Source organism: Tardiphaga sp. 839_C3_N1_4, assembly GCF_051811045.1.
In the GTDB taxonomy this organism is placed as follows: Bacteria; Pseudomonadota; Alphaproteobacteria; order Rhizobiales; family Xanthobacteraceae; genus Tardiphaga.
Genome location: NZ_JBPWQD010000001.1, coordinates 1015855 through 1039652 on the forward strand (window position 1 = coordinate 1015855; position 23798 = coordinate 1039652).

At 61.2% G+C, this 23798-nt stretch carries 23 protein-coding genes, 1 other RNA gene and 1 pseudogene; 13 read left to right on the forward strand and 12 right to left on the reverse strand.

All coding sequences use genetic code 11. The annotated features are described in order from the left end of the window. Nucleotide 1: 1 nt before the first annotated feature. The 5 genes from AB8A38_RS05210 (at nt 2) to AB8A38_RS05230 (ending at nt 4978) form a co-directional block, all read left to right on the forward strand. The gene (locus AB8A38_RS05210) at nt 2-991 is read left to right on the forward strand and encodes an HAD family hydrolase (protein WP_439085215.1); all 990 of its coding nucleotides are present in this window, start codon (nt 2-4) and stop codon (nt 989-991) included. A gap of 30 nt (nt 992-1021) precedes the next feature. Further along, nucleotides 1022-1339 carry a hypothetical protein gene (locus AB8A38_RS05215; protein WP_439085217.1) on the forward strand — a complete coding sequence of 106 codons (318 nt, stop codon included), beginning with the start codon at nt 1022-1024 and terminating at the stop codon, nt 1337-1339. A gap of 272 nt (nt 1340-1611) precedes the next feature. Next, nucleotides 1612-2625: an ABC-three component system protein gene (locus tag AB8A38_RS05220; RefSeq protein ID WP_439085219.1), complete on the forward strand. Its 1014-nt coding sequence runs from the start codon at nt 1612-1614 to the stop codon at nt 2623-2625. Next, entirely contained in the window at nt 2625-3107 is a 483-nt protein-coding gene (locus AB8A38_RS05225; RefSeq protein WP_439088463.1) for an ABC-three component system middle component 2, read from the forward strand. Before AB8A38_RS05220 ends, AB8A38_RS05225 begins: the two co-directional genes overlap by 1 nt. Then, nucleotides 3104-4978, forward strand: coding sequence for a hypothetical protein (locus AB8A38_RS05230; protein WP_439085221.1), 1875 nt, complete (start codon nt 3104-3106; stop codon nt 4976-4978). The genes AB8A38_RS05225 and AB8A38_RS05230 overlap by 4 nt, the downstream gene beginning before the upstream one ends. Before the next feature lie 36 nt (nt 4979-5014). Here AB8A38_RS05230 and AB8A38_RS05235 read toward each other — a convergent pair whose 3' ends face one another. Both AB8A38_RS05235 and AB8A38_RS05240 read right to left on the reverse strand, forming a co-directional pair. After that, nucleotides 5015-5425: a hypothetical protein gene (locus AB8A38_RS05235; RefSeq protein WP_439085223.1), complete on the reverse strand. Its 411-nt coding sequence runs from the start codon at nt 5423-5425 to the stop codon at nt 5015-5017. Nucleotides 5426-5796: 371 nt separating this feature from the next. Further along, nucleotides 5797-6687, reverse strand: a complete 891-nt coding sequence (locus AB8A38_RS05240) for an SDR family oxidoreductase (protein WP_439085224.1) — start codon at nt 6685-6687, stop codon at nt 5797-5799. A gap of 96 nt (nt 6688-6783) precedes the next feature. On the opposite strand from AB8A38_RS05240, the pseudogene AB8A38_RS05245 reads away from it, so the two are divergent. Beyond that, nucleotides 6784-7593, forward strand: a pseudogene (locus tag AB8A38_RS05245) (helix-turn-helix transcriptional regulator); the annotation flags it as partial. 204 nt (nt 7594-7797) lie between these two features. On the opposite strand, the gene AB8A38_RS05250 reads toward AB8A38_RS05245, so the two are convergent. Then, the gene (locus AB8A38_RS05250; RefSeq protein WP_439085225.1) at nt 7798-8571 is read right to left on the reverse strand and encodes an SDR family NAD(P)-dependent oxidoreductase; all 774 of its coding nucleotides are present in this window, start codon (nt 8569-8571) and stop codon (nt 7798-7800) included. Nucleotides 8572-8801: 230 nt separating this feature from the next. On the opposite strand from AB8A38_RS05250, the gene AB8A38_RS05255 reads away from it, so the two are divergent. The 4 genes from AB8A38_RS05255 (at nt 8802) to AB8A38_RS05270 (ending at nt 14242) form a co-directional block, all read left to right on the forward strand. Next, nucleotides 8802-9821, forward strand: coding sequence for a TRAP transporter substrate-binding protein (locus tag AB8A38_RS05255; protein ID WP_439085227.1), 1020 nt, complete (start codon nt 8802-8804; stop codon nt 9819-9821). Nucleotides 9822-9832: 11 nt separating this feature from the next. After that, nucleotides 9833-11728, forward strand: a complete 1896-nt coding sequence (locus tag AB8A38_RS05260; protein ID WP_439085229.1) for a TRAP transporter large permease — start codon at nt 9833-9835, stop codon at nt 11726-11728. Between the two features lie 122 nt (nt 11729-11850). Continuing rightward, entirely contained in the window at nt 11851-13500 is a 1650-nt protein-coding gene (locus tag AB8A38_RS05265) for an acyl-CoA synthetase (RefSeq protein WP_439085231.1), read from the forward strand. A 55-nt stretch (nt 13501-13555) separates the two neighbouring features. Then, a complete protein-coding gene (locus tag AB8A38_RS05270) occupies nt 13556-14242 on the forward strand; it encodes a hypothetical protein (RefSeq protein ID WP_439085233.1) in 687 nt (228 codons plus the stop codon). Here the strand turns inward: AB8A38_RS05270 and AB8A38_RS05275 are convergent. From AB8A38_RS05275 to AB8A38_RS05305, 7 genes are all read right to left on the reverse strand, one after another. After that, nucleotides 14223-15020, reverse strand: coding sequence for an MBL fold metallo-hydrolase (locus AB8A38_RS05275; RefSeq protein ID WP_439085235.1), 798 nt, complete (start codon nt 15018-15020; stop codon nt 14223-14225). The two genes, AB8A38_RS05270 and AB8A38_RS05275, sit on opposite strands and share 20 nt — an antisense overlap. Next, nucleotides 15017-15823 carry a TatD family hydrolase gene (locus tag AB8A38_RS05280; protein WP_439085237.1) on the reverse strand — a complete coding sequence of 269 codons (807 nt, stop codon included), beginning with the start codon at nt 15821-15823 and terminating at the stop codon, nt 15017-15019. Before AB8A38_RS05280 ends, AB8A38_RS05275 begins: the two co-directional genes overlap by 4 nt. A gap of 9 nt (nt 15824-15832) precedes the next feature. Continuing rightward, on the reverse strand, nt 15833-17398 hold the full coding sequence (gene metG / locus AB8A38_RS05285; RefSeq protein ID WP_439085238.1) for a methionine--tRNA ligase: 1566 nt from the start codon (nt 17396-17398) through the stop codon (nt 15833-15835). 72 nt (nt 17399-17470) lie between these two features. Continuing rightward, nucleotides 17471-18517 (reverse strand): DNA polymerase III subunit delta', encoded by a 1047-nt coding sequence (locus AB8A38_RS05290; protein ID WP_439085239.1) that lies wholly within the window; start codon nt 18515-18517, stop codon nt 17471-17473. Continuing rightward, complete coding sequence (tmk, locus tag AB8A38_RS05295) at nt 18514-19200, reverse strand: dTMP kinase (protein ID WP_439085240.1); 687 nt, start codon at nt 19198-19200, stop codon at nt 18514-18516. Before tmk ends, AB8A38_RS05290 begins: the two co-directional genes overlap by 4 nt. Nucleotide 19201: 1 nt before the next feature. Continuing rightward, nucleotides 19202-20461, reverse strand: a complete 1260-nt coding sequence (locus tag AB8A38_RS05300; RefSeq protein WP_439085241.1) for a D-alanyl-D-alanine carboxypeptidase family protein — start codon at nt 20459-20461, stop codon at nt 19202-19204. Nucleotides 20462-20581: 120 nt separating this feature from the next. Then, nucleotides 20582-21517, reverse strand: a complete 936-nt coding sequence (locus AB8A38_RS05305) for a septal ring lytic transglycosylase RlpA family protein (protein ID WP_315844142.1) — start codon at nt 21515-21517, stop codon at nt 20582-20584. Between the two features lie 340 nt (nt 21518-21857). Between AB8A38_RS05305 and AB8A38_RS05310 the strand changes: the two genes are divergently transcribed. Beyond that, nucleotides 21858-22022 carry a Flp family type IVb pilin gene (locus AB8A38_RS05310; protein ID WP_439085242.1) on the forward strand — a complete coding sequence of 55 codons (165 nt, stop codon included), beginning with the start codon at nt 21858-21860 and terminating at the stop codon, nt 22020-22022. Nucleotides 22023-22097: 75 nt separating this feature from the next. Here the strand turns inward: AB8A38_RS05310 and AB8A38_RS05315 are convergent, their stop codons facing one another. After that, nucleotides 22098-22250, reverse strand: coding sequence for a hypothetical protein (locus tag AB8A38_RS05315; protein WP_158596799.1), 153 nt, complete (start codon nt 22248-22250; stop codon nt 22098-22100). A gap of 208 nt (nt 22251-22458) precedes the next feature. On the opposite strand from AB8A38_RS05315, the gene AB8A38_RS05320 reads away from it, so the two are divergent. Next, nucleotides 22459-22716 carry a hypothetical protein gene (locus AB8A38_RS05320; RefSeq protein ID WP_439085243.1) on the forward strand — a complete coding sequence of 86 codons (258 nt, stop codon included), beginning with the start codon at nt 22459-22461 and terminating at the stop codon, nt 22714-22716. Nucleotides 22717-23096: 380 nt separating this feature from the next. After that, the gene (locus tag AB8A38_RS05325; protein WP_120289751.1) at nt 23097-23336 is read left to right on the forward strand and encodes a hypothetical protein; all 240 of its coding nucleotides are present in this window, start codon (nt 23097-23099) and stop codon (nt 23334-23336) included. An 81-nt stretch (nt 23337-23417) separates the two neighbouring features. On the opposite strand, the gene ssrA is transcribed toward AB8A38_RS05325, so the two are convergent. Beyond that, nucleotides 23418-23770: a transfer-messenger RNA gene (gene ssrA / locus AB8A38_RS05330) on the reverse strand. Nucleotides 23771-23798 lie beyond the last annotated feature (28 nt).

Below are 23798 nucleotides of genomic sequence, written 5' to 3' on the forward strand. Positions count from 1 at the left end.
GATGCCCACCAGACGACGCCTGCTGGCGCTCCTGTTCGCGGTCTCGGTTATCGACTTGGCGGCGGCGCAGCCGTCACCGGATCCGTTGCCGTCGTGGAACGAGGGGGCGGTCAAGAAGTCCATCACAGACTTCGTCTCTCGCGTGACGGCCGAGGGCAGTCCGGATTTCGTGCCGGCGACCGAGCGTATCGCCACCTTCGATAACGACGGTACGCTATGGTCCGAACAGCCCGCTTATTTCCAGGCCGCCTTTGCGATCGACCGCGTCAAGGCGATGGCCCCGCAGCATCCGGAATGGAAGACACAGCAGCCGTTCAAGGCATTGCTGGAAAGCGACGGGAAGGCGCTGGCCGCTTCGGGGCAACGGGGCATGTTGCAGATCGTCGCCGCCGCCCACAGCGGCATGACTACGGATGAATTTTCGAACTCGGTCGTCGAATGGATCGCGACCGCGCGGCATCCGCGCTTCGGCCGTCCCTACACGCAGCTTGTCTACCAGCCGATGCTGGAGCTTTTGGCCTATCTTCGGGCCAATGGGTTCAAGACCTTCGTCGTTTCGGGCGGCGGCGTCGAATTCATGCGGCCATGGATGGAAAAAGTCTACGGCATTCCGCCTGAACAGGTGATCGGCTCCAGTGGCGTCGTCAAATTCGAGATGGGCGCGGATGGGAAACCGTCGCTGCGCAAGACACCCAAAATCGAGTTCGTAGACGACAATCAAGGAAAGCCTGTCGGCATCAACCGCTTCATAGGCCGCCGTCCGATCTTTGCGTTCGGGAATTCCGATGGTGATCTCCAGATGCTGCAATGGACGGCGGCCGGTAAAGGCGCGCGCTTCATGGGGATCGTGCACCATACCGACGCCGAGCGAGAGTACGCGTATGATCGTCAGTCGAAGGTCGGCAAGCTCGACAAGGCGCTGGATGAAGGCATCGCGAAAGGCTGGACAGTGGTCAACATGAAGCAGGACTGGAAGACGATTTTTCCTTGATCTCAAAGGCGCAACCCGAGGAGCAAACGAATGTACAGACCGATGCTTGCTGCTATCGTATGCCTTGTCTCTTTTGCCGCGACAGCAGAGGAAGACTCGAAACCTGCGATCAAGAAATGGCGGGCCTGTGCCGACGCCACAGCAACCCGATACGCAAAAAGTACGGAAAGCGCTCTCGTTGTCTCGCGCTTGGCAATATTGTCGTGCCGCGCTGAGAAACAAGCAGCTTGGCAAGCGATGTCACAGGAAAGCGGGGCACACTTTGCGGACGATTACGTCGAAACGGTCGAGCGTCGTTACACCGATTTGCTTGCAATCGATGTCATAGAAATGCGGCTGAAACATTGAATTGACGCGCAAAGCATCTATGAAAACGCCGGAGGCGGGTGTTCCGTACACCATGCGGAATGTGCCTCCACACGACCGTTCTGACGGCATCGTGCGGATGCGGCGCAGTCTGCTTGCGAGGTTTCACGCGAGCAATAAAACGCTCGAATCGGACCGAACTCCGGGGCAAATCGGCGTATTGAGGATTTCCCCTTGAAGGCCACCACCAGACGTTGAAAGTCCCCCTCGAATTTGCGAGACAAGCGTCGGGGAAACGCTTGGGGACTCGGCGCATGGCGCTCAACGACGCCCGTTACATTCTAAATCTGTCGGACGAAGACCTTGAAGCACTCGTCAAGAAGTGGCTCGCACGTCTCAGAAATGACTACGTAGATTTCGAGCAAGTCTCCCGATCTGCAGATATGGGACGAGATGCTGTCGGGTTTCTGTCCAAAGCGCGCTATGACGGCGAGTGGCACAATTATCAGTGTAAGCAACTTGCCGTGTCTCTAGGGATCGGCAAGTTCGTTCTGGAGCTCGGAAAGATCTTTCATCACCACTGCGAGGGTGCTTTCACGATGCCCACCAAATACGTCTTCGTCGCGCCGAACGGCGGGGTAGGGCCGGTGAAGAAATTGATCGCTCGCCCCTCGACCATCGGTCCTCATCTGGTCGCGAACTGGGAAAAGTACTGCTTGAACGGCATTTCGGAATCGTCTCCGTCCCCACTGACGAACGAGATTCGGCAGGCGATCACGGCGTATGATTTCACCAAGGTGGAGCTTTGGAAAGCCAGCGAGCTGGTTGAAAAGCCCCATATGTCCGGCGTGATGTCGCAGCACATCGACATGGATCCCGGTGCAGCGCCGACCGTGAGTGATGCAGAAGTGCCTACCGAGGCGGAGGAGCATGAACACGCTTACATAGCCCAACTCGTCGCCGTATTCGGTGAGCGACGAGGTTCCAGCTTCGCCGACCTCGCGGAAATCGCATCCGATCAACTATTCGGTCCGCAGATGACGACCGCACGCCGACGCTACCTTGAGCATCGCGCGTTCGGCCTCCACTTTCGCGATAGCCTGTCCGCAGATCATGTCCGACAAGTCGATAAGGATGTCTACGACACGGTGGTTGATCACTATCATCAAATGGCCGCGGGTCCGAAGTACGACCGCTTGGCGAAACTGATGAGCGAAGCGTCGGCGGCTGTTGTCTCCGGCCCGCTCGGCAAGCACAATCGGGTCACGGTGAGCGTGCGGCAAGGTGCGTGCCACCACTTTGCGAACACCGGAAAGTTGCCCTGGTGATGAACGTGAGAGGGCAATCCCCGCAACTCTTTAACAGTCCGCTGGAAGCGGGGCTGAGGGCCGTCATCATCCTCGATGCATTTTCGCCCGAGGCCTTCGACCTGAAGACCCTTTGCTTGCTCGACTATTTCCTCGTCCACACGGGCGACGCCGACGGTCCGGAGAGCATTCATCCGGACCTTGAGGCGAGGGAAGGCGAATACTTTATCCGACGGCGTTTGGTTGAGGAGGGAATCGCGCTGATGGTGCGCGGCTTCTTGATCGACCGTTTACATAAGGAGAACGGAATTTCGTTCCGCGCCCGTGACACCGCAGGTGCCATGGTCGATCTCATGAATACGCCTTACAACAATCGACTGAAGACGGCGGCGCAATGGATTGCCGACAGAGCGAGCGAAAGCAGCCTTGAACGGCTCCTCGAAGGAATGAAAACGAGCATCGACCGATGGACGCTAGAGGTCATTGGGGAGCCGCGCCAGTGAGCCGCAAAGCCTCCCACATCCGCATCGATCGCATGGCGATGACCGGTCCCGACAAGCAAACCGTTGATGTTCGCTTCGTCGATGGCTTGAACATTGTCTGGGGTGCATCGAACGCTGGAAAATCGTTCGTCCGGAAATCCATCGACTATGTTTTCGGCGGCGAAAAGGTCGATATCCCGAAAGAGGGCATCGGCTACGACAACTTCATTGTCTGGCTCACCGTTCCGGAAGCTGGTCAGGTGTCTCTGCGGCGGTCAGTGCATGGCGGTGACATCTATCTCGCCCGCGAGCATTCGGAGTCCGTCGATCCAAAATCCCCCGGCTATGAGGGACTGAAGGGAACGCACGTTCAGTCCGCGAACGTCTCGAAGTTCATCCTTCAGGAGAGCGGCTTCCGAGAGGCGCGACTGCTCAAGAATGAGAGGGCCGAGAAAGCGCCGTTCTCCCTGCGTCTCCTCATCCGGTATCTGATCGTCGATGAAACGAGGATGATCGACCAGAAGAGCATCCTGCTTCACCACCACGTCACTGTGACGTCCGAAGACAAAGGACTCATCAAGTTCCTGTTGACGGGGATCGACGGATCGTCCGTCGAACAGGTCAGGTCCGGCGGTGAACTCAAAGCGGCCATGGATGGCAAGATCGAACTTCTCTCCAAACTGGCGGAACGGGTGCGATTCAGGATCAATGGCGAGCGGTCCGACGACGAAGTGGAAAAAGCGCTCTCGGTCAGCAAACAGGAGCGTGACAGCCTACAATCGGTCCTGAACGAGAGACAAGAATCTCTCGACGCGTTGACAGCGAGCGTCAATGCGGAGACGTCCGCACTCCTCACGGAAGAGACCGAAATCTCGGATATCTCGGCCATGATCGTTCGCTTCGAAGAACTGGCAAGCATCTTTGCATCGGACCTGAACCGACTTTCCGGGCTGGAAGAGGGCGGATTCCTGTTGCAGAAATTCGCAAAGATGAACTGTCCCGTCTGCGGGGCCGCTCCAGAACACCAACATCACGATCACGATCTGGGCGACATGGAGCTTCATAGGATCGCAGCCGAAGCCGAGATTGCCAAGATTCGGCGCGATCGAAGCGAACTTACCTATACAATCGTCGATGCGGAAGCCGAGCGGAAACTCCGTCTTGTAGGGGTCGATGCCATACTAACTCGGCGGTCTGAGGCGCAGCGGCTTCTGGATGAAGCAAAGCTCCTCGAAACCAGCGCCCGCTCCGTGTTCTCGGTGGCGGTTTCACGCGTTCAGGAATTGGAAGCGGAGGCGAACAATCGACGACTGCTGGCGTCATACGATGCGGAGATTTCGGAAATCTCCAATCAACCCGTTCAATCACGCCAGCGCGCAGCCGGTCTCGATCTCAATTTGAACCTTACTCCAAGCGAAGCAAACGAACTCTGCAAGTTAATCAAGCAAATCCTGAAAGCCTGGAATTATCCGGGCGGAGAGGCGGTTCACTTCGATCCGCAAGAGCAAGACATCGTCGTTGATGGCAATCACAGGCGCAACAACGGGGCTGGCATCCGGGCAATCCTGCACGCGGCTTTCAAGGTCGCGCTCCTCGTGTATTGCAAGGACACCGGCCGACCTCATCCTGGATTCCTCGTGCTCGACTCGCCGCTGCTTGCCTATCGCCCCGCCGACGAAACCAACACACTTGGCGAGTTGACCGAGGAGGAATTGGCCATCCAGAAAGCCGACCTCGCGAGCCATTTTTACGCTCATCTCCATGGGCTGCGTGACCGTGCGCAGTTCATCGTGATCGAGAACCACAAATCTGACCAACAGGTCGTGGAGCCTTACCCAAACACCCGATTTACCCGAAACCCAGATCTCGGTCGGGTCGGTTTTTTCGGATAGCCCGTCAGACTTCTTCGCTCGGCAGTTGGTTGCGCGTCAATTCATCGAAGGTGAGGGCGCCTCACCCGTTTCGTTTTCCAGACGTTCCCGGCACCGATCTCGCCACTCTTTAGCCATCGAGTTATCCGTCGGCGACAGAATGTCGAGGATACGCTCCGGACAGAAATCGGCATACGGACCTTCGGTTTCGGGCAACGCATCGACCTGGTAGTAATCGGCCCCGACTTCGGGCTTCGGCCTGACAACGACGATTACGCCCTCCACGACGGCTTGGCCCCGGATTTCCGTCTGGACGGCTGCCGCCACGCAACGGTCTCCCAGATGGTTCTCGTAGATTTCGAGATCCAAGACCTCGTCCGTGGTGTCCACGGTCAGATAGGATTTGATCGTCTCCGCGAGATCGCCGGAGATCGCGAGAGTTTGCGCGCCGTCGTATGCACCGTTCATTGCTGGGCTCCTTCTTTCGGAACCTTAGGCAGGCGTGAAGCAAGGGACGAGGCGCGATCCGAGCTGATTGTCAGATTCGTACCGAGCACCATCTAAAGTTGATGCAGGCGATCCGCAGAGGATCATTTCGTGCCGGTCTTATGTGGGGACTGCGTCGGTCTTATGGGGTCGGCGCCGATCTTATGTGGGAGTCGACAAGAACTGAAACTGGGACCACACACGCCACATCTCGGATTCGCATAAGATATATTATGGAATATATTATCCCATAGTGATCCCAGAGACTTAGCTCAAATTGTTGCGATATCCGGTTGACCGAGCAGCCATTCGAACCAATTTATGGCCCCACGTCATTACGCGCATATATGGCCTCAGCCGCCGAAATATCTGACGTGATCGAGGTCCGAGATCAATCCTGACTGCGTTGGTCGCCACCCCAGCTGCTGTTGTGTCCAGTCGCTGGATGCCGGCGCATCCATCGAGGCGAAGCCTGCGAACCAGCCGAAGTGATCGGCGGCTTCGGCCGGCGATTTCGAGACGACTGGCAGGTTCAGGTGCCGACCGATGACCTCGGCAATCTCACGGAATACGACGCCTTGTTCGGCGCTGGCGTGATACCGAATGTCGGCGGAACCGCGCTCGAGGACGAGCCTATAGAGGCGGGCGACGTCCAGCCGGTGTGCGGCAGGCCAGCGGTTGAGACCGTCGCCGAAGTAGGCCGAGGCGCCCTTCTCCCGCGCGATATTGATCAGCATCGGCACGAAGCCATGATCTCCATCGCCATGGACCGATGGCGGCAGCCGGACCGACGAACTACGCACGCCGCGTGCCGCCAGACGTTCGGCGACCTGCTCCGACAAGCGCGGGCTTGGCGACGCGCTCGACGGGCCCATGTCTTCGGTCGCCAGACGTCCGGGCGCGATGAAGGCCATGCCGGACGTCACGATCAAGGGCCGCTCGGAGCCCGCCAGCACATCGCCAAGCGTCTCGATGGCACGCGCGTCGATCGCGCAGTTTTCCTTGAACCTCGAGAAGTCGTGGATGAAGGCCGTATGGATCACGCCGTCTGAATTGGCAGCCCCGGACCGAAGGCTGTCCAGATCTTCCAGATCGCCGCGATGGATCTGCGCACCCACTTCGGCCAGCGCCTTGGCGGATGCGTCCGAGCGCGCGAGACCGAGCACCTGATGACCGGCGCCGATCAGTTCCTGAACGATGGCAGATCCGACAAAGCCCGAAGCGCCGGTAACGAAAACACGCATGTGATATTCCTCTCGTGACTGCGCGGATGTATCGGTCCTGCGCTACACTGCGTGAAGCCGTGACGTTATACGGGTATCGCGACTAACAGGCTGAACATGACGATTGCCGAAACATCTCAGAGCCCAAGCGCCAATCCGCTGGGCGCCTATCTCAGGGATCGTCGCGCCAAGCTCGATCCCGTGGCGTTCGGTTTTTCGTCGGAGCGACGCCGCACGCCAGGGCTGCGGCGCGAGGAAGTCGCGCAGCGCGCCAATGTCAGCGCCACCTGGTACACATGGCTCGAACAAGGCCGCGGCGGCGCGCCATCGGCCGATGTGCTGAACCGCATCTCACGCGCGCTGGAACTATCGGCAGTCGAGCGCGAGCATCTGTTTCTGCTGGCGCAGCACAGGCTGCCGGAAGTCCACTACGAGCCGTCCGATATCGTCACGCCGACGCTGCAGCGCGTGCTGGATTCGATGGAGTTCAGCGCTGCAGTCGTCCGCAACGCAACCTGGGACATCGTGGCCTGGAATCGTCCGGCGCTGGCCGTGCTTGGCGACTATCCGAACATAGCGCCCGAAGACCGTAACGTCCTGCGCATCCTGTTCTGTCGTCCGAATGTCCGCGCCAAGATGCCGGACTGGGAGAATGATGCTCGTTTCGCCGTGGCAGCATTTCGCGCCGACATCACGCGCAGCGGCGCATCACAACGCGCCCAGACATTGATCGACGAACTGTGCCGGATCAGCCCCGACTTCGCGGCCATGTGGCAGGACAACGATGTCGGTAGCTATGGCGAAGGCAAGAAGCATGTGAATCATCCGATCGTAGGACCATTCACGATGAGCTATTCGACATTTTCGGTCGATGGCCAGCCGAATTTGGGCATGGTGGTGTACACGCCGGCGACGGCTGCAGATGCCGAAGGCGCTGATCGCGGCGAAGGCGGGCGGCTAGGCCTAGGTCAAAACAACACGCGTCATTCCGGGGCGCTCGCGCATCTTTGCGCGGGCGAACCTCAGCCACTTCAATTGAAGTGGCGGGGAATCTTGCAGTGTGACACACATCAGGATTCCGGGTTCGCGACCGCCTAACGGCGGTCACGCCCCGGAATGACGAGTTTCTTGCTACGGATATTTCGGCAGCAACCCGTGTGCGGCAAAGCCGCCATCGACATTGAGAACGTGACCCGTCACGAAGCTCGACTTGTTGTCATCCAGCAGGAACATCGCAGCACCCGCAACCTCCTCCGGTTCGGCGTAACGCCGCTGCGGCACCACCTGCATCCAGCCTTCCCGCGTCGCCGCCGTGTGCATCTCCTGCACCATGGGCGTCTCGAACGGGCCCGGCGCAATGGCGTTGACGCGGATCTTCAGCGGCGCCAGTTCGCAGGCCATCACCTGGGTCAGCGTCACGACGCCACCTTTGGATGCGCCGTAGGCCGAGCGCTCGATATTGCCGCGCAGCCCCGACACCGACGCCACGTTGACAATGGCGCCGCCGCCATGAGCCTTCATCAGCCGCGCAGCTTCCTTGGCAACGGCAAAGGTACCAACCAGATTGATGTCGAGGATCTCGCGAAACAGTTTCACCGAGGTCTCGAAGAACGGCACCTGACGGCCGATACCCGCAGAATTCACCAGGCCGCGCACCGGGCCGAAACCGGCTTCGCAATCCTTCAGTCCGGCAATCACGGCGTCTTCATTGGCGACATCCATCACGACGGTTTTGGTCACGCCGGCTTTGATGGCGTCGACCTGGGCCTTGGCGGCATCCAGAGCAGGCTGGGTGAGGTCAGCGAGCAGCACTTTCCAGCCCTCGCCCACGGCCGCCTTGGCGATCGCCAAACCGATTCCCGATGCGCCGCCGGTGATGATCGCTACGCCGTGATCCCTATTCATATGCTGTCCTTGCGTTTCCTCCACCGGTCCTGGCTGCCGGCGGCTTCAGTCGCGCGATGCTTCCCACAAATTCGCGCGGTGCAAAAGCCGTGCGCGGGCGTCCTCTATTGGGTCTTGGCCTTTGGTCGCACGGCGAAAAGGCTTGACCGGGCAGCCCGGGCATGATGACCAGACGGCAAGGGCCCTTGGGCCTCACAAAGGCAAACAAAGAAGTGGTTGGGAGAAACAAAATGACGATTTCACGCCGGACTCTGTTGAAGGCATCGGCCGCTGCGACCGCATTTGGCGGCGTCAGCATGCCGTTCATCGCGCGCGCGCAGCAGGCGGAATACGTCTACAAATACGCGAATAACCTGCCCGATACGCATCCGATGAACATCCGCGCCCGCGAGATGTCGGCGGCGATTAAGACCGAGACCAACGGCAAGGTCGACCTGCAGGTATTCCCCAACAACCAGCTCGGCTCCGACACCGACATGCTGAGCCAGATCCGCTCCGGCGGCGTCGAGTTCTTCACGCTGTCCGGCCTGATCCTGGCGACCTTGGTCCCTGCTGCCTCAATCAACGGCATCGGTTTCGCCTTCCCGAATTACGACACGGTCTGGAAGGCTATGGACGGCGATCTCGGCGCCTATATCCGCAGGGAGATCACCAAGGCCAATCTCGTGGTCATGGACAAGATCTGGGATAACGGTTTTCGCGAAATCACCTCGTCCACGAAGCCGATCAAGAGCCCGGACGATCTGAAGGGCTTCAAGATCCGCGTGCCGGTGTCGCCGCTATGGACCTCGATGTTCAAGGCGTTCGACAGTGCGCCCGCCTCGATCAATATCAGCGAAGTCTATTCGGCCATGCAGACCAAGGTCGTCGAAGGCCAGGAGAACCCGCTGGCGATCATCTCGACGGCGAAGTTCTATGAAGTGCAGAAGTTCTGCTCGCTGACCAACCACATGTGGGACGGCTACTGGTTCCTGGCCAATCGTCGTGCCTGGGAGAAGCTGCCGGCTGACCTGCGTGACATCGTCGCCAAGAACATCAATGCCGCCGGCATGAAGGAGCGCGAGGACGTCGCCAAGCTCAACGCCAATCTGCGCGGCGAGCTGGAATCAAAGGGACTGGCCTTCAATGAGCTCGAGCCCGGCCCGTTCCGTGACAAGCTGAAGTCGGCCGGCTTCTACAAGGAATGGCAGGGCAAGTATGGCGACGAAGCCTGGGCCATCCTTGAGAAGGCCGTCGGCAAGCTCGGCTGATCGGAACCATTATGGCCGTGCATGACATCTCCGCCCTCGAAAGCGGGGCGTCCAGCGTGGAGAGGGTGCCCCTCTCCCGCCGCGACGCGATCCTGACATCCATCGACCGCGCGCTCGGCCATCTGGTCGAGATTCCCGCGGCGCTGCTGGTGGTGGCGGAGGTGATCATCCTGTTCATCGGCGTGGTGGCCCGTTACGGCTTCCACCGCCCGCTGATCTGGTCGGACGAATTGTCCTCGATCCTGTTCCTGTGGCTCGCCATGCTCGGTTCCGCCGTTGCGTTCCGGCGCGGCGAGCATATGCGGATGACCGCGCTGGTAGCGTCGGTCGGTCCCCGGATGTGGGCCTTTCTCGACGTCGTCGGGACCTCTGCGGCGCTCGCGTTTCTCCTGATGATCGTCGCTCCCTCCTTCGAATACGCCTATGAGGAAAGCTACATCACGACACCGGCGCTGCAGATCGCCAACAGCTTTCGCGCGGCGGCGCTGCCGGTCGGCATCTCGCTGATGATCGTCTTCGCGCTGCTGCGGCTGCTGCGCTACGGCCAGGTTCGCACCGTGCTGACGGCGCTCGGCACCGTCGTGGCGATCATCGGCCTGTTCTGGCTTGCCGAGCCGCTGCTGCGGACCCTCGGCAATCTCAACCTGATCATCTTCTTCGTCGGCGTCGTGGCGCTGTGCGTATTCGCCGGCGTGCCGATTGCCTTCGGTTTTGGCCTCGCGATCTTCGGCTATATGGCGCTGACCACACACACCCCGATGATGGTGCTGGTCGGCCGCATGGACGAGGGCATGAGCCATCTCATCCTGCTGTCGGTGCCGTTGTTTGTGTTCCTGGGCTTGCTGATCGAGATGACCGGCATGGCACGCGCCATGGTGGCGTTCCTCGCCAGCCTGCTCGGCCATGTCCGCGGCGGCCTGCATTACGTGCTGATCGGCGCGATGTATCTCGTCTCCGGCATTTCCGGCTCCAAGGCTGCTGACATGGCGGCGGTAGCGCCAGTGCTGTTCCCGGAAATGAAGGCGCGCGGCGCCAAGCCGGGCGATCTCGTCGCCCTGCTCTCGGCGACCGGTGCGCAGACCGAAACCATTCCGCCAAGCCTGGTGCTCATCACCATCGGCTCGGTCACCGGCGTGTCGATCTCGGCGCTGTTCACCGGCGGCTTGCTGCCGGGCGTCGTGCTGGCGATCACACTCGGCGCATTGGTGTGGTGGCGCTATCGCGGCGAGGACCTCAGCCACGTCAAACGGGCTTCCGGGCGCGACATCTTCAAGGCTTTCATAATCTCGGTGCCGGCCATCGCGCTGCCCTTCGTGATCCGCGCTGCCGTGGTCGAGGGTGTGGCGACCGCCACGGAGGTCTCCACCATCGGCATCGTCTATGCCGTGCTGGCGGGCCTGTTGATCTATCGCCAGTTCGACTGGAACCGGCTGAAGCCGATGCTGGTCGATACGGCCTGCCTCTCCGGTGCAATCCTGCTGATCATCGGAACCGCGACCGGCATGGCCTGGGGCCTGACCCAGTCCGGCTTCTCGCGCTCGCTGGCGGCGGCCATGACGGGCCTGCCGGGCGGCGGTGCGACCTTCATCGCGGTGTCCATCGTCGCCTTCGTGATCCTCGGCAGCGTGCTGGAAGGCATCCCCGCCATCGTGCTGTTCGGGCCGCTGCTGTTCCCGATCGCGCGGCTGGTCGGCGTCCACGAGGTCCACTATGCGATGGTCGTCATCCTCGCCATGGGCATCGGACTGTTCGCGCCGCCCTTCGGCGTGGGCTACTATGCCGCCTGCGCCATCGGCCGTGTTGATCCCGCGGAAGGCATCCGGCCAATCCTCGGCTATCTGCTGGCGCTGCTGATCGGCTTGATCATCGTGGCAATCTTCCCATGGATATCGATCGGATTCCTTTAAGAGACAATCTTTCAGAAGGTTATGATCATTACCTCGCGTAATTTTGGAAGATCATTTCTGTGATAATCTGATAGATGAAATATCCGATATAACTTGCTGAATTGAATATAGGAGTCTCAAAAATGATCCCAGATCAAGGCGCCTATAGCATCGGTCTCGACCAGACTCCGGCCAACTTCGTGCCACTGTCGCCGCTGAGCTTCCTCAAGCGCAGCGCGGCGGTTTATCCGGACCTTACCAGCGCGGTCTATGAGGGCCGCCGCTTCACCTGGGCACAAACCTATGAGCGCTGCCGGCGCTTCGCCTCGTTCCTGACCGGCCGCGGCATCGGGCGCGGCGACACCGTCGCGGCGATGCTGCCGAACCTGCCGGCGATGAACGAAGCACACTTCGCGGTGCCCATGGCCGGCGCCGTCCTCAACGCCCTGAACATCCGGCTCGACGCTGCGGCCATCGCGTTCCAGCTCGACCATGGCGGCGCCAAGCTGCTGCTGGTCGATCCGGAATTCTCCGGCGTAATCACCGAGGCCCTCGGTCTCATGACCGGCCCGAAGCCGACCGTGATCGATGTCGACGACGCCTCCTTCGCCGGCGGTCAGCGGATCGGGGAACTGGAATATGAAGCCGCCCTCGCCGAAGGCAGCCCCGATTTCACCAGCGCCTTCCCGCTCGACGAATGGGACGCCATCGCGCTTGGCTATACCTCGGGGACCACAGGCAATCCGAAGGGCGTGGTGACGCATCATCGCGGTGCCTATCTCAACGCGGTCTCCAACATTCTCGCAGCCGGTCTCGGCCAGCACCCGGTCTATCTCTGGACCCTGCCGATGTTCCACTGCAACGGCTGGTGCTTCCCCTGGACCGTGGCGGCGAGCGCCGGCGTCAATGTCTGCCTGCGCAAGGTCGACCCGACCAAGATCTTCGCGCTGATGCGCGAGCACGGCGTGACCCACATGTCCGGCGCGCCGATCGTTTACAACACGCTGATCAATGCGCCCGATGCGCCGGTATATTCCGGCGGGCCTCTCGTGCAGGGCTCGATCGCCGGCGCGCCGCCGCCGATGGCCGTGCTGTCGGGCGCCGAGAAGATCGGCATCAAGCTGACTCACGTGTACGGCCTGACCGAAGTCTATGGCCCCGCCTCGGTCTGCGCAGAACAGCCCGGCTGGGACGCCCTGCCCGCCGATGAGCGCGCCAACCTGAAGCGCCGCCAGGGCGTGCCCTATCACCTGCAGGAAGCCGTCACCGTCATCGATCCCGAAACGATGCAGGAAGTGCCGCGCGATGGCGAAACCATCGGCGAGGTCATGTTCCGCGGCAATATCGTGATGAAGGGCTATCTGAAGAACGAGAAGGCCACCAAGGAGGCGTTCGAAGGCGGCTGGTTCCACACCGGCGATCTCGGCGTGCTCGACGCTGCCGGCTATGTGACCATCAAGGATCGCTCCAAGGACATCATCATCTCCGGCGGCGAGAACATCTCGTCGGTGGAGGTCGAGGACGTGCTCTACAAACACCCGGCCGTACTATTCGCGGCAGTGGTCGCCAAGCCCGATGCCAAATGGGGCGAAGTGCCCTGTGCTTTCGTGGAGCTAAAGACTAATGCCGAGGCGACGGAAGCAGACATCATCGCGTTCTGTCGCGCGCAGATGCCCGGCTTCAAGACGCCGAAGGCCGTTGTGTTTGGCGTGATCCCGAAAACGTCGACAGGCAAGATCCAGAAATTCATGCTGCGGGATCGGGTGAAATCGACGGCGTCGTTTACGGGATGAGGCCCCACATTCGCGATGCTCCCTGTCGCGCCCTCACCTAATCAGAGGTCTATTCATGGAGCAGAACTTCGCCGCAATTGTCCTTGGCGGGACCGGGCAGGTCGGTGGTGCAGCCGTCGCGGAGCTGCTGGCAATTCCTCAATGCCGGGAAGTGGTGATGATCACCAGGAAGCCCATTGCCGCGCGATCGCGCGTGCGCAACATCGTTCTTGATACCGGCGCTGCTGACTTTGCTGAGCACACTGCCGCCCTTGCCCGTGAAGTTTTAAGCCAGGGTCCCGTCAGCGCCGTGAGCTGCGTGGGTGTCGGTTCCGGATCGATGCGCTGGAGCGAAGAGGAACTGAAACAACTTGAACTCGGCGTCGTCGGTGCCTTTGCGCGTGGCTGCCGTGACGCCGGAATCGCGCAGTTTTGCCTGCTGTCTGCGGTAGGGAGCACAGCCCGAAGCCGGTTTCGCTATGTCCGCGTCATGGGCATGAAGGAAGACAATCTGCGCAAGGTCGGTTTCGCCCGCCTCGCCATCTTTCGCCCTGGCATTATCGTCGGCAACGCCCATACTCCGGCATGGGTGGAGTGGCTGGGACAACTCGTGCCGGGCCGGTTCGGCAATGTCGATCAGCGTGACATCGGCCGTTCAATCGCTGCCGAGATCGCCTTGCATCACCGCGAGACCGGCGTCGTGATCCTTGAGAACGCCGCCATGAAAGCGCTCGCCGCGCAGGCTATTCCACCGTCAGTCTGATCCCGTCATAGGCGGGGATCACACTCTCCGGCAGTATCGCCTTTACCGCCTCGTAATCCACATCCGCCGTCATATTGGTGATCACCGTCCGCTTCGGCTTGAAGCGGTCGCGCCAATGCAGCGCATCACTGATGCTGAAATGGCTGGGATGCTGCGTGTAGCGCAGCCCATCGACGATCCAGAGATCGAGACCTTCGAGCGCCAGCCAGCTCTCTTCCGGGATGTCGTTGAGATCGGGCGTATAGGCCGTGTTGCCGATCCGGTAGCCCAGCGCCGGGATGTTGCCGTGCTGGACCAGGAACGGTGTCAGTGTCAGGTCGCCGCCCTTCCCGGTGATGGTTCGGCTCTCGCCGGCCTCGATGCTGAGGCGATCGAGGATCGGCGGATAGTCGCTGCCGGGAGGCGACTGAAAGCAGTAGCCGAAGCGCAGCATGATATCAGTCGCCGTCGAGGCGTTCATATAGACCGGGATACGCTTGCGACGCTTCAGCACGACCGAGCGCAGGTCGTCCATGCCGTGGGTCTGGTCCGCATGCTCGTGCGTCAGGAAGACCGCATCGATGTCATCGACATCAGCGTCGATGAGCTGCTCGCGCAGGTCCGGCGAGGTGTCGATCACCACACGCGTGACGCCCTCGGGCCCGATCCGCTCCGCCATCATCGAACAACGACGGCGACGATTCCTGGGATTGGCGGGATCGCAGGCGCCCCAGCCCAGCGCCGGGCGCGGCACACCCGCCGAGGATCCCGAGCCGAGAATGGTGAGCACGAGCGTCATGCCGGCACGCCAGTGCCAGACGCGCTCTCGGCGGATGCCTTGCTGAACAGGCGGAAGAAGTTCTCTGTGGTCTGCTGCGACAGCTCTTCGAGCGACACGCCTCGGGTTTCCGCGAGGACCTTTGCTGTTTCGACCACATAAGACGGCTCGTTGCGCTTGCCGCGCCATTTGCCGGGCGCCAGATACGGCGCGTCGGTTTCGACCATGATGCGGTCGGCGGGAAGCTCAGCCGCGAGATCGCGCAGCTCCTGTGACTTCTTGAAGGTGATGATGCCGGTGAAGGAGATCGACAGACCCATGTCGATGGCCTTCATCGCCAGCTCCCGTCCGCCGGTGTAGCAATGCAGCACGGCCTTGAACGCGCCCTTCGCCATCTCGTCTGCGAGAATGGCGCCGCACTGTTCATCCGCTTCGCGGGTATGGATCACCAGCGGCAATCCGGTCGCGCGGGCGGCGGCGATATGGGCGCGAAAGCCGCGCTCCTGCGCGCCTGATGAGCCGTGTTCGTAGAAGTTATCAAGACCCGCTTCGCCGAGCGCGATGACCTTCGGATGTTCTGTCAGTTCGATCAGCTCATCCGCGGAGATACCGTCTTCCTCGTCGGCATTGTGCGGATGGGTGCCGACCGAGCAATAGACATTCGGAAAGCGATCGGCGATTGCGAGCAGCGCCGGCAGCCGGCGCACCCGCGTCGAGATGGTCACGAGCGTGCCGACGCCTGCGGCTTCGGCACGCGCGACGATGCCGTCGAGGTCCTCGGCGAAATCGGGAAAGTCCAGATGGCAGTGGCTATCGACCAGCATCACGTCAACTCAGCTCGCCGCCGGCGGCTCGACATAGCGCGGGAATATGCCGGTCGGTGTCGGCAGTTGCGTGCCAGACTTTATGCGGGTCGCAATTGCCGTGAAGTCGCGCTCGCCCTCGGGAATGCCGAGCACGTCGAGCAGCTTCGCACATGACGCTGGCATCACCGGCTGTGCCAGGATCGCGACCTGCCGCACGACTTCGGCGGTCACGTAGAGCACCGTGGCCTGCTTCTTCGGATCGGTCTTGGCGAGCGCCCACGGCGCCTCGCCCGCGAAATAGCGGTTGGCTTCGGCAACTACAGCCCAGATCGCATTCAGCGCCTGATGGATCTGCTGCGTTGCCATCGCGGTGCGTGCGAGCTCCAGCATGCCATCGGCCTGCGCCATGATGGCCTTGTCGTTGTCGCTGAAATCGCCGGGCTCCGGCAGCACGCCGCCATATTGCTTGGCGATCATCGACAGCGAGCGCTGCGCGAGATTGCCGAGATCGTTGGCGAGGTCGGCATTGGTCCGATTGACGATGGCTTCGTGATTATAGCTGCCGTCCTGCCCGAACGAGACTTCGCGCATGAAGAAATAGCGCATCTGGTCGACGCCATATTGCTGCGCCATGCCGATCGGATCGACCACGTTGCCGACCGACTTCGACATCTTCTCACCACGGTTGAGAAGAAATCCATGACTGAAGACGCGATGCGGGACCTCGACACCTGCAGCCATCAGGAATGCAGGCCAGTACACCGCGTGGAAGCGAACAATATCCTTGCCAATCACATGCAGATTGGCAGGCCAGAACCGCTTGAAGTCGTCGCCATCGACATCCGGATAGCCGGCTGCCGTGATGTAGTTGGTGAGCGCGTCGATCCAGACATACATCACATGACCGGGCGCCTCCGGCACCTTGATGCCCCAGTCGAACGTGGTCCGCGAAATCGACAGATCCTGCAGGCCGCCCTTCACGAAGCTCGTTACTTCATTGAGGCGCTCGCGCGGCAATACGAAATCCGGAACACGCGCATACAGATCGAGCAGCTTGTCCTGATAAGCGGATAAACGGAAGAAATAGGTCTCCTCCTCGGTCCACTCAACCGGCGAGCCCAGCGGCTCACGCCGGACACCATCGTCGCCGAGCGTCGTTTCCGCTTCGTCGAAATAGGCTTCCTGGCGAACCGAATACCAGCCGGCATATTTGTCGAGATAGATCGCGCCGGCCTTCTCGAGCGCGACCCACAGCGCCTGAACGGAGCGCTCATGGCGCTTCTCGGTGGTGCGAATGTAGTCGTCATAGGAAATGTTGAGCGCGGTATCCATCTCGCGAAAACGCGCAGAATTCCGGTCTGCCAGTTCGAGCGGTGTCAGGCCTTCCTTGACGGCGGTCTGCTGCATCTTCAGACCATGCTCATCCGTTCCGGTCAGGAAACGAACATCGTAACCGTCGAGCCTCTGGAAGCGGGCAATCGTGTCGGTCGCCATGACCGTATAGGCATGACCGATATGCGGCACGCCATTGGGATAGAAGATCGGCGTTGTCAGAAAATACGCCGGTCGGGTTGCATCGGTTGCAGATGTCATGGCTGACTTTACGGACCTTGAATAAGACGATCTTGGTGAAGCGCGGATCGGCTGAAACCAGTCTCGCAGCGATCAGCGCATTGCTTCCGCGAGCAGTCCAAACACCGAGAAAACCAGCGGTTTTCGCTCGAGATTGTAGGATTCGGTCTCGCGCGCGGCTCGGTTGATCTTTTCCCATACCTCCGCCAGCCGCGCAAGGCGGGGCAGATTGGCGTTGGCATTGGCGTCATCGGCCCGCATGCGCTCGCCGATCCAGCGGTCGACACTGTCGACAAAGGCGCCGAGCGCGACACGGTCACTGGTCCCCAGCGCATCACCCAGCGCATGCAGCTCGCGTGGGTCGACATGGGGCAGCGTATTCAGCAGCGAGGCGGTGCGCTGGTGCAGTTTCAGCGCACCGCCGCCGAGCAGATTGAGAGCACGGGAAACACTACCCTCTGAGGCTTCCGCGACCTCTTTGAGCAAGGGATCGCTGGTTTCGATCTCGGCGGCCTGCGACGTGGCGCGGGTAACGTCGGCGACGGAAAGCGGACGCAGCGCCAGCTTGCGACAGCGCGACTGGATGGTCGGCAACACGCGCGCCTGCGCATGTGTCACCAGCAGGAACAGCGAGCGCAACGGCGGCTCTTCAAGCACCTTCAGCAGCGCGTTGGCAGCATTGGCGTTCAGCTCATCGACGGTGTCGACGATGCAGACGCGCCAGCCGTCGACGGCGGCGGTCGAGCCGAAGAACGACACGGTCTGCCGGGTCTCATCGACGGTGATGACCGTGCGCATCACGCCCTTGTCGTTGAGCGAGCGTTCCAGCGTCAGCAGCCCGCCATGGGATTCGGCGGCGACCTGGCGCACGATCGGATGCATCGGATCGAGACCGAGCAATGTTGCGGATTGCACTTGCGGTGATGCGGGATCGCGATGCGCCAGCACGAAACGCGCCATGCGATAGGCCAAAGTCGCCTTGCCGATGCCCTGCGGGCCGCCAATCAGCCAGGCATGCGGAATGCGGCCGCCGCGATAGGCGTTGAGCAGCGTGGCCTCGGCATCCTGATGACCGAACAGCGCGGTCGTCTCGCGCGGATGCGGAACCGAGATCGTTTGCTCGGACGACTTTGCGCTCATGCCGAAGTGACCTCGTAGTTCGACGGCGTTAGAAGGCGTCGGCGCAACACGCCCCAGATATTGTTCGATACGATCTTTGAATCTGCATTGGCGTCGATCAGTACGCAGCGTTGCGGTTCATCGGCTGCGATCTGCCTGAACGCGTCACGCAGCCCCTGATGAAAGGCGATGCCCTCGGCCTCGAATCTATCGGGCACATCATTGCCACGCCGCGCTGCTGCGCGTCGCATGCCGATCGACACCGGGATATCGAGAATGACGGTGAGATCCGGTTTGAGCCGTCCGATGGTGACGCGCTCCATCGCATTGAGCAGTTCCGGCGAGACATGCCCAAGTCGGCCCTGATAGGCCCGCGTCGAATCCGAGAAACGGTCGCACAGCACCCAGATGCCCTGCTCCAGCGCCGGCGCAATCACCGCATGGACATGGTCGTCGCGCGCGGCGGCAAACAGCAGCGTCTCGGCTTCGGGGCCGAGCAGCTTGCCCATGCCGGACAGCACCACATGACGGATGATCTCGGCACCGGGCGAACCGCCGGGCTCGCGGGTGACGATGACGCGCTTGCCTTCGGCCTCTAGCCGGTCGGCCAGAATCTTGATCTGCGTTGATTTGCCGGCGCCCTCGCCGCCCTCAAAACTGACGAAGCGGCCGCGCGGCGGCGATGTCGTGTGCGTATCCGCCATCTCAGAGCTTCTCGGCGCCGGCGCGGAACAGCCCGATCACCAGTTCACCGGCGCCATCGACCGCGCGCCGCATGGTCGATCCGGTGCCGACGGCCGCCGCCGTATAGAGCGGCGTCTCGACAGCGATGTTGGCGCCGCGCCAGACCTTGATGACGCCGACCGGCTGACCGGGCTCGATGGGTGCACGCACAGGGCCCTTATAGACGACGCGGGCGATCAGCTTGTCGGTGCCGTTCTTCTGCACCATCACCTTGACCGGCTCCTTGGCCGAGAGCGCGACCGAACGGCTCTCGCCTCCGAACACCTTGGCGAAGCCGACGGTCTGGTCGGCCGCGAACAGCGTACGCGCCTCGAAATTCCTGAAACCCCACTCCAGCAGCTTCTTCGCTTCAGTCGCACGATCGTCCGGATCGTCCAGACCGTTGATCACCACGATCAGCCGCATGCCGTCGCGAATGGCCGAACCGACCATCCCGTAGCCGCCGTCCTTGGTGTAACCGGTCTTGAAACCGTCAGCGCCGTCCAGCGTCGCCAGCAACGGATTGCGGTTCTGCTGGCGGATCTTGTTCCAGGTGAATTCGCGCTCGCCGAACAGCTTGTAGAATTCAGGATAGGTGCGGACGATGTGGCGGGCGAGAACACCGAGCTCGCGCACCGTCATCTTGTTGCCGGGGTCCGGCAAACCGTTGGAATTGGCGAAGGTGGATTTCGGCATGCCCAGCGCCCGCGCCCGTGCCGTCATCTTCTCGGCAAAGGCCGCCTCGCCGCCTGCAATGCCCTCCGCCAGGATCATGCAAGAGTCGTTGCCGCTCTGGATGATGGCCCCGCGCAAGAGATCGGCGACCGGCACACGGCTGTTGATCGCGGCGAACATGGTCGATGCGCCGGCCGGCGCGCCGCCCTTGCGCCAGGAATTCTCGCTGACGCGGTATTCGTCCGTGAGCTTGATATCACCGCGGGTCAGCGCGTCGAACACCAGTTCGACGGTCATCAGCTTCATCATGCTGGAGGGCGCGCGGAGCTCGTCGGCATTCTTCTCGAACAGCACGCTGCCGGAGCCGGCCTCGATCAGGATCGCGGTCGGCGCATCGGTGTCGTAACCGCCGTCCTCGACGACCTTCTTGGCGCCCTGCACGCTCTGGTTCGCAGCCTGCGCTGTTGGGCCGAAGGCGACGCCAAACGTCACCAGGGCAGCCAGAAGCGTCCGCCAGCTCCGCGCGGCGAATTGCGGTCGTTTCAAGGGGATGGAGCCAGATGCCATGTGCTGTCCTGAGTGCTCAGGTCTTAACAGGATCACCGATGGCAAACAACGCGAAGGTGCAACGCAGATCAGGACGCCATGCTGCGCCCGTCTGGTGTCTGTCGTGAACGACGAACCGGTTTAGTAGAGACCGCGGCCGGACAGGATCGCCTGGGCGCCGCGCGCATCGACCGTGCCGTCATCCGGCTCGGCAGGCGCAGCATAAGCGGCGTTGCTCTCATATGACACCGCGCGATGGTTCTCGGTCATCCGCGGCGCCGATGCCGTGCGCATGCGACTGGACGCCGACATTTCCGACGTCGAACGGATCGACGCCATATCGGCCGAGGTATTGCCGAGCGAATACGGGCGGCCCTCCGGCAGAGGAATATCGCGGGAGACGACGCGACCACCCTGCATGTCGGGCACGAAGGAGCGCGCCGAGGCGACACGCACCAGCGACGGCGACGGTGCCGGCTCACCGGTGCGCAGCGTGGCAACGAGCTGGCGATCGTCCGACCCTTCCAGCGGCGCGCGGCCGACATATTCGACGCGGACCTTGGCGGTGCCGTTGCCTTTGAATTCGAGCAGTTCGGCGGCCTTGTTCGAGACGTCGATCAGGCGGTTGCCGTGATACGGGCCGCGATCGTTGACGCGAACGATCAGCGACTTGCCGTTATAGACGTTGGTTACGCGGGCATAGCTCGGGATCGGCAGCGTCGGATGGGCCGCGGTGAGCGAGGCCATGTCGAACACTTCGCCATTGGCGGTCAGACGGCCATGGAACGCGTCGCCATACCAGGAGGCGATGCCCTCAGCGCGGTAATTGATGTTTTCTTCCGGCACATAGAGCTTGCCGGCGACGGTGTAGGGCTTGCCGACACGGTAGGTGCCGCCGCCCTTGGGAACCGGCTCGCCCATCCCGACGACCCGAGGACTGCTCGAGACGCCATATTTCGGATCGAGGCGGCTGAAGCTAGTGGTGGAGGAGGAACAATTAGCCAGCGCCAGACAGGCGCTGATGGCCGCTGCTGCCTGAACAGCCTGGCCGAGTCGGTTTGACCCACGAATCCCCATACGCCCCAATACCATTCCAACGGCCGCCTGCCCATCTCCGGGCATCCCCACGGCCAAAATCCCCGATGCGAACCACTTCCGCATCAAGTGGTGAATATATCGCAGCCGGATCGCGGCGGAAATGGGGAGAGCCCCGGTATGGTAAACAGAGGATGTCGTATTTTGGCCCGTACAACGGGTGATCATCTCGCGCTGCACACACCGCGCGTAAGGGTTTGCGCTGTCCGGTGAAATGCCACCGTAACTGTGCCTAACTACTTCCGGGAAAAGCTATTTTTTGCGGGATCGGGACGTACGTATTTACCCAGGATTCAGACGGGGCCTATAGCGTCCGTTCACTATGAAAAACCTCATCAAGCGATTTATCGCAGACGAATCCGGCGCCACGGCCATCGAATATGGACTGATCGCTGCCGGCATTGCCCTGGCCATCATAGCCGTCGTCAACGGCATGGGCACCAAGCTCAATGGCAAGTTCACGTCGATCAACTCGTCACTGAAGTGACGACCTGACGATCCATCATCACTCCCCGCGCCGCCACGGCGCGCGGAGTTCTCCCCCAAATTACGTCTCGCACGATCAATCGTACCACTCGCGGCGGATATACGGGCCGTACAGCACGTCCTGACGCCAGCGATAGACCTGCACCAGCAGGCCGCCGACACCGGCAACAACACTCAGCAACAACAAGGTCTCGATCACCACAAAGCCCCCGGCATTCTCGTTGGGCACAGCAATACATGATGATTTTTAAGATCCCCGCTGCGGTTTGTTTTGAATTTGCGGCCCGCCGCTAACGGAGATTAATTTCCGCAACTCGCCCCCCCCGTCTGTTTCAACTATTTGTTAGTTGAACGATCGCGCACGATCTTGATCTGATAGCAGAATGCGCTGACGCGATTCCTGGCGGGACTCTTGCGGCGGGATGTTGGGGATGGAGATGGACGTTTCAAGGACGGACTGCGGTGGGATCACCGGTGCGGGAGAGTACAGGTTTCGCGATGGCCACCTGATCGTGACGCTCTACCAGATCGCGATCTGGGCCGAACATCCACAAGCGATCTTCACCGTGGTCACATCGCGCTTCCACAACAGCATGAAGCTCTATGTGCTCGGGTCCTGGCGCCTGCCGAATGCTGCAACGTCGAGTGAGCAGCCACCTGCTCCCACTAGTGCGGAAGGAATGTCGCTGCATTGATCACGGTGACGACCGCGAAAGCCATCACCCATAGCGGCCAGACGGGCGCCTGCGCCCGCGGGCGGAACTGTCGGGGAACGCCGAAATTGCGTGCCATTGCCTGCTCCATTGCATCGACCGAACGACACTGAATGTGAGCATGCATTCTGTTAAAATTGCGTCGTGGCTTCGGCTATAATTTGTGCGTCCACGGCAAGCATAGCCTCGGCGCGCGGCGCTTCGTAATGACGCGGAGTGAGCGGCAGCCAAGCTGGACCCCATCGCATCGTGACGATGGATACCTGCCGACGATCAGACGCACATGCTGCCGGTAAGGTTGATTGGTTAGGTTAAACCGGTAATTGCATTGACCGCATCTGCAGCCTTGCTCAATTGCCGGCATGATCGACGATGACGACAGCTATGAGTTGAATGACCAGGGCATCCGGGTGCTGATCGGGCTGACCGTGGAAGAGACTGCGGAATTCACCCGCCTCGACGGCACCATCGGTCACGGCCGCCCGCCTGGAATCTCGCTAGAACAATGGGCCCATGCCGAAGACCGGCGCTGGCTCGAACTCTATCAGAAACACGAAAATGCGCGGCAGCCGTTCCTACAGACCGGCAAGACCAGGCACTGAGCGCACGGAAGCGCCATTCTCCGACACCGCAAACTAGAAGCCTAGGCAAATTAAAAGCCGCGCCAACCCGAAGGTTGACGCGGCCATGGCCGTTCTGTTGCAAGGTGGACCTACCCCGAACGGTTACGCCGCGAGGCGCACTTCGTTCATGCGAACGTTATCGTTTGCATTTAGGTTTTGACCCGATAACGGCGGTATCATGCCGAGCACAATTCACAACTTCTTCGCGGCCATCGATCCTGTTTCGCCCCCGCCTGAGCAGCCCGTGCATTTCACCATCCGGCGAAATCGACCTCACCTGGATGAGATCGCGAGCTGCTGAGGTGGAGGCGCCGGGTACTGCCCCCGGGTCTGCCCGCAGTCCATTGAGAGGTTCAGCGCCATCGTCTTGCGACGAACCAGATATAGGCGCGATCTCAGGCGAAATCTAGGCTCGGTCCGCCCTGCTTTCCGGGCGGAATG

What these genes read in the sequence shown, in the direction of transcription:
- AB8A38_RS05210 (WP_439085215.1), top strand. Translation starts at nt 2, where the DNA reads ATGCCCACCAGACGACGCCTGCTGGCGCTCCTGTTCGCGGTCTCGGTT.
- AB8A38_RS05250 (WP_439085225.1), bottom strand. Translation starts at nt 8,571, where the DNA reads ATGAATAGGGATCACGGCGTAGCGATCATCACCGGCGGCGCATCGGGA.
- metG (WP_439085238.1), bottom strand. Translation starts at nt 17,398, where the DNA reads ATGACATCTGCAACCGATGCAACCCGACCGGCGTATTTTCTGACAACG.
- AB8A38_RS05290 (WP_439085239.1), bottom strand. Translation starts at nt 18,517, where the DNA reads ATGAGCGCAAAGTCGTCCGAGCAAACGATCTCGGTTCCGCATCCGCGC.
- tmk (WP_439085240.1), bottom strand. Translation starts at nt 19,200, where the DNA reads ATGGCGGATACGCACACGACATCGCCGCCGCGCGGCCGCTTCGTCAGT.
- AB8A38_RS05260 (WP_439085229.1), top strand. Translation starts at nt 9,833, where the DNA reads ATGGCCGTGCATGACATCTCCGCCCTCGAAAGCGGGGCGTCCAGCGTG.
- AB8A38_RS05240 (WP_439085224.1), bottom strand. Translation starts at nt 6,687, where the DNA reads ATGCGTGTTTTCGTTACCGGCGCTTCGGGCTTTGTCGGATCTGCCATC.
- AB8A38_RS05305 (WP_315844142.1), bottom strand. Translation starts at nt 21,517, where the DNA reads ATGGGGATTCGTGGGTCAAACCGACTCGGCCAGGCTGTTCAGGCAGCA.
- AB8A38_RS05225 (WP_439088463.1), top strand. Translation starts at nt 2,625, where the DNA reads ATGAACGTGAGAGGGCAATCCCCGCAACTCTTTAACAGTCCGCTGGAA.
- AB8A38_RS05300 (WP_439085241.1), bottom strand. Translation starts at nt 20,461, where the DNA reads ATGGCATCTGGCTCCATCCCCTTGAAACGACCGCAATTCGCCGCGCGG.
- AB8A38_RS05310 (WP_439085242.1), top strand. Translation starts at nt 21,858, where the DNA reads ATGAAAAACCTCATCAAGCGATTTATCGCAGACGAATCCGGCGCCACG.
- AB8A38_RS05275 (WP_439085235.1), bottom strand. Translation starts at nt 15,020, where the DNA reads ATGACGCTCGTGCTCACCATTCTCGGCTCGGGATCCTCGGCGGGTGTG.
- AB8A38_RS05235 (WP_439085223.1), bottom strand. Translation starts at nt 5,425, where the DNA reads ATGAACGGTGCATACGACGGCGCGCAAACTCTCGCGATCTCCGGCGAT.
- AB8A38_RS05265 (WP_439085231.1), top strand. Translation starts at nt 11,851, where the DNA reads ATGATCCCAGATCAAGGCGCCTATAGCATCGGTCTCGACCAGACTCCG.
- AB8A38_RS05320 (WP_439085243.1), top strand. Translation starts at nt 22,459, where the DNA reads ATGGACGTTTCAAGGACGGACTGCGGTGGGATCACCGGTGCGGGAGAG.
- AB8A38_RS05325 (WP_120289751.1), top strand. Translation starts at nt 23,097, where the DNA reads ATGATCGACGATGACGACAGCTATGAGTTGAATGACCAGGGCATCCGG.
- AB8A38_RS05270 (WP_439085233.1), top strand. Translation starts at nt 13,556, where the DNA reads ATGGAGCAGAACTTCGCCGCAATTGTCCTTGGCGGGACCGGGCAGGTC.
- AB8A38_RS05220 (WP_439085219.1), top strand. Translation starts at nt 1,612, where the DNA reads ATGGCGCTCAACGACGCCCGTTACATTCTAAATCTGTCGGACGAAGAC.
- AB8A38_RS05255 (WP_439085227.1), top strand. Translation starts at nt 8,802, where the DNA reads ATGACGATTTCACGCCGGACTCTGTTGAAGGCATCGGCCGCTGCGACC.
- AB8A38_RS05215 (WP_439085217.1), top strand. Translation starts at nt 1,022, where the DNA reads ATGTACAGACCGATGCTTGCTGCTATCGTATGCCTTGTCTCTTTTGCC.
- AB8A38_RS05280 (WP_439085237.1), bottom strand. Translation starts at nt 15,823, where the DNA reads ATGCTGGTCGATAGCCACTGCCATCTGGACTTTCCCGATTTCGCCGAG.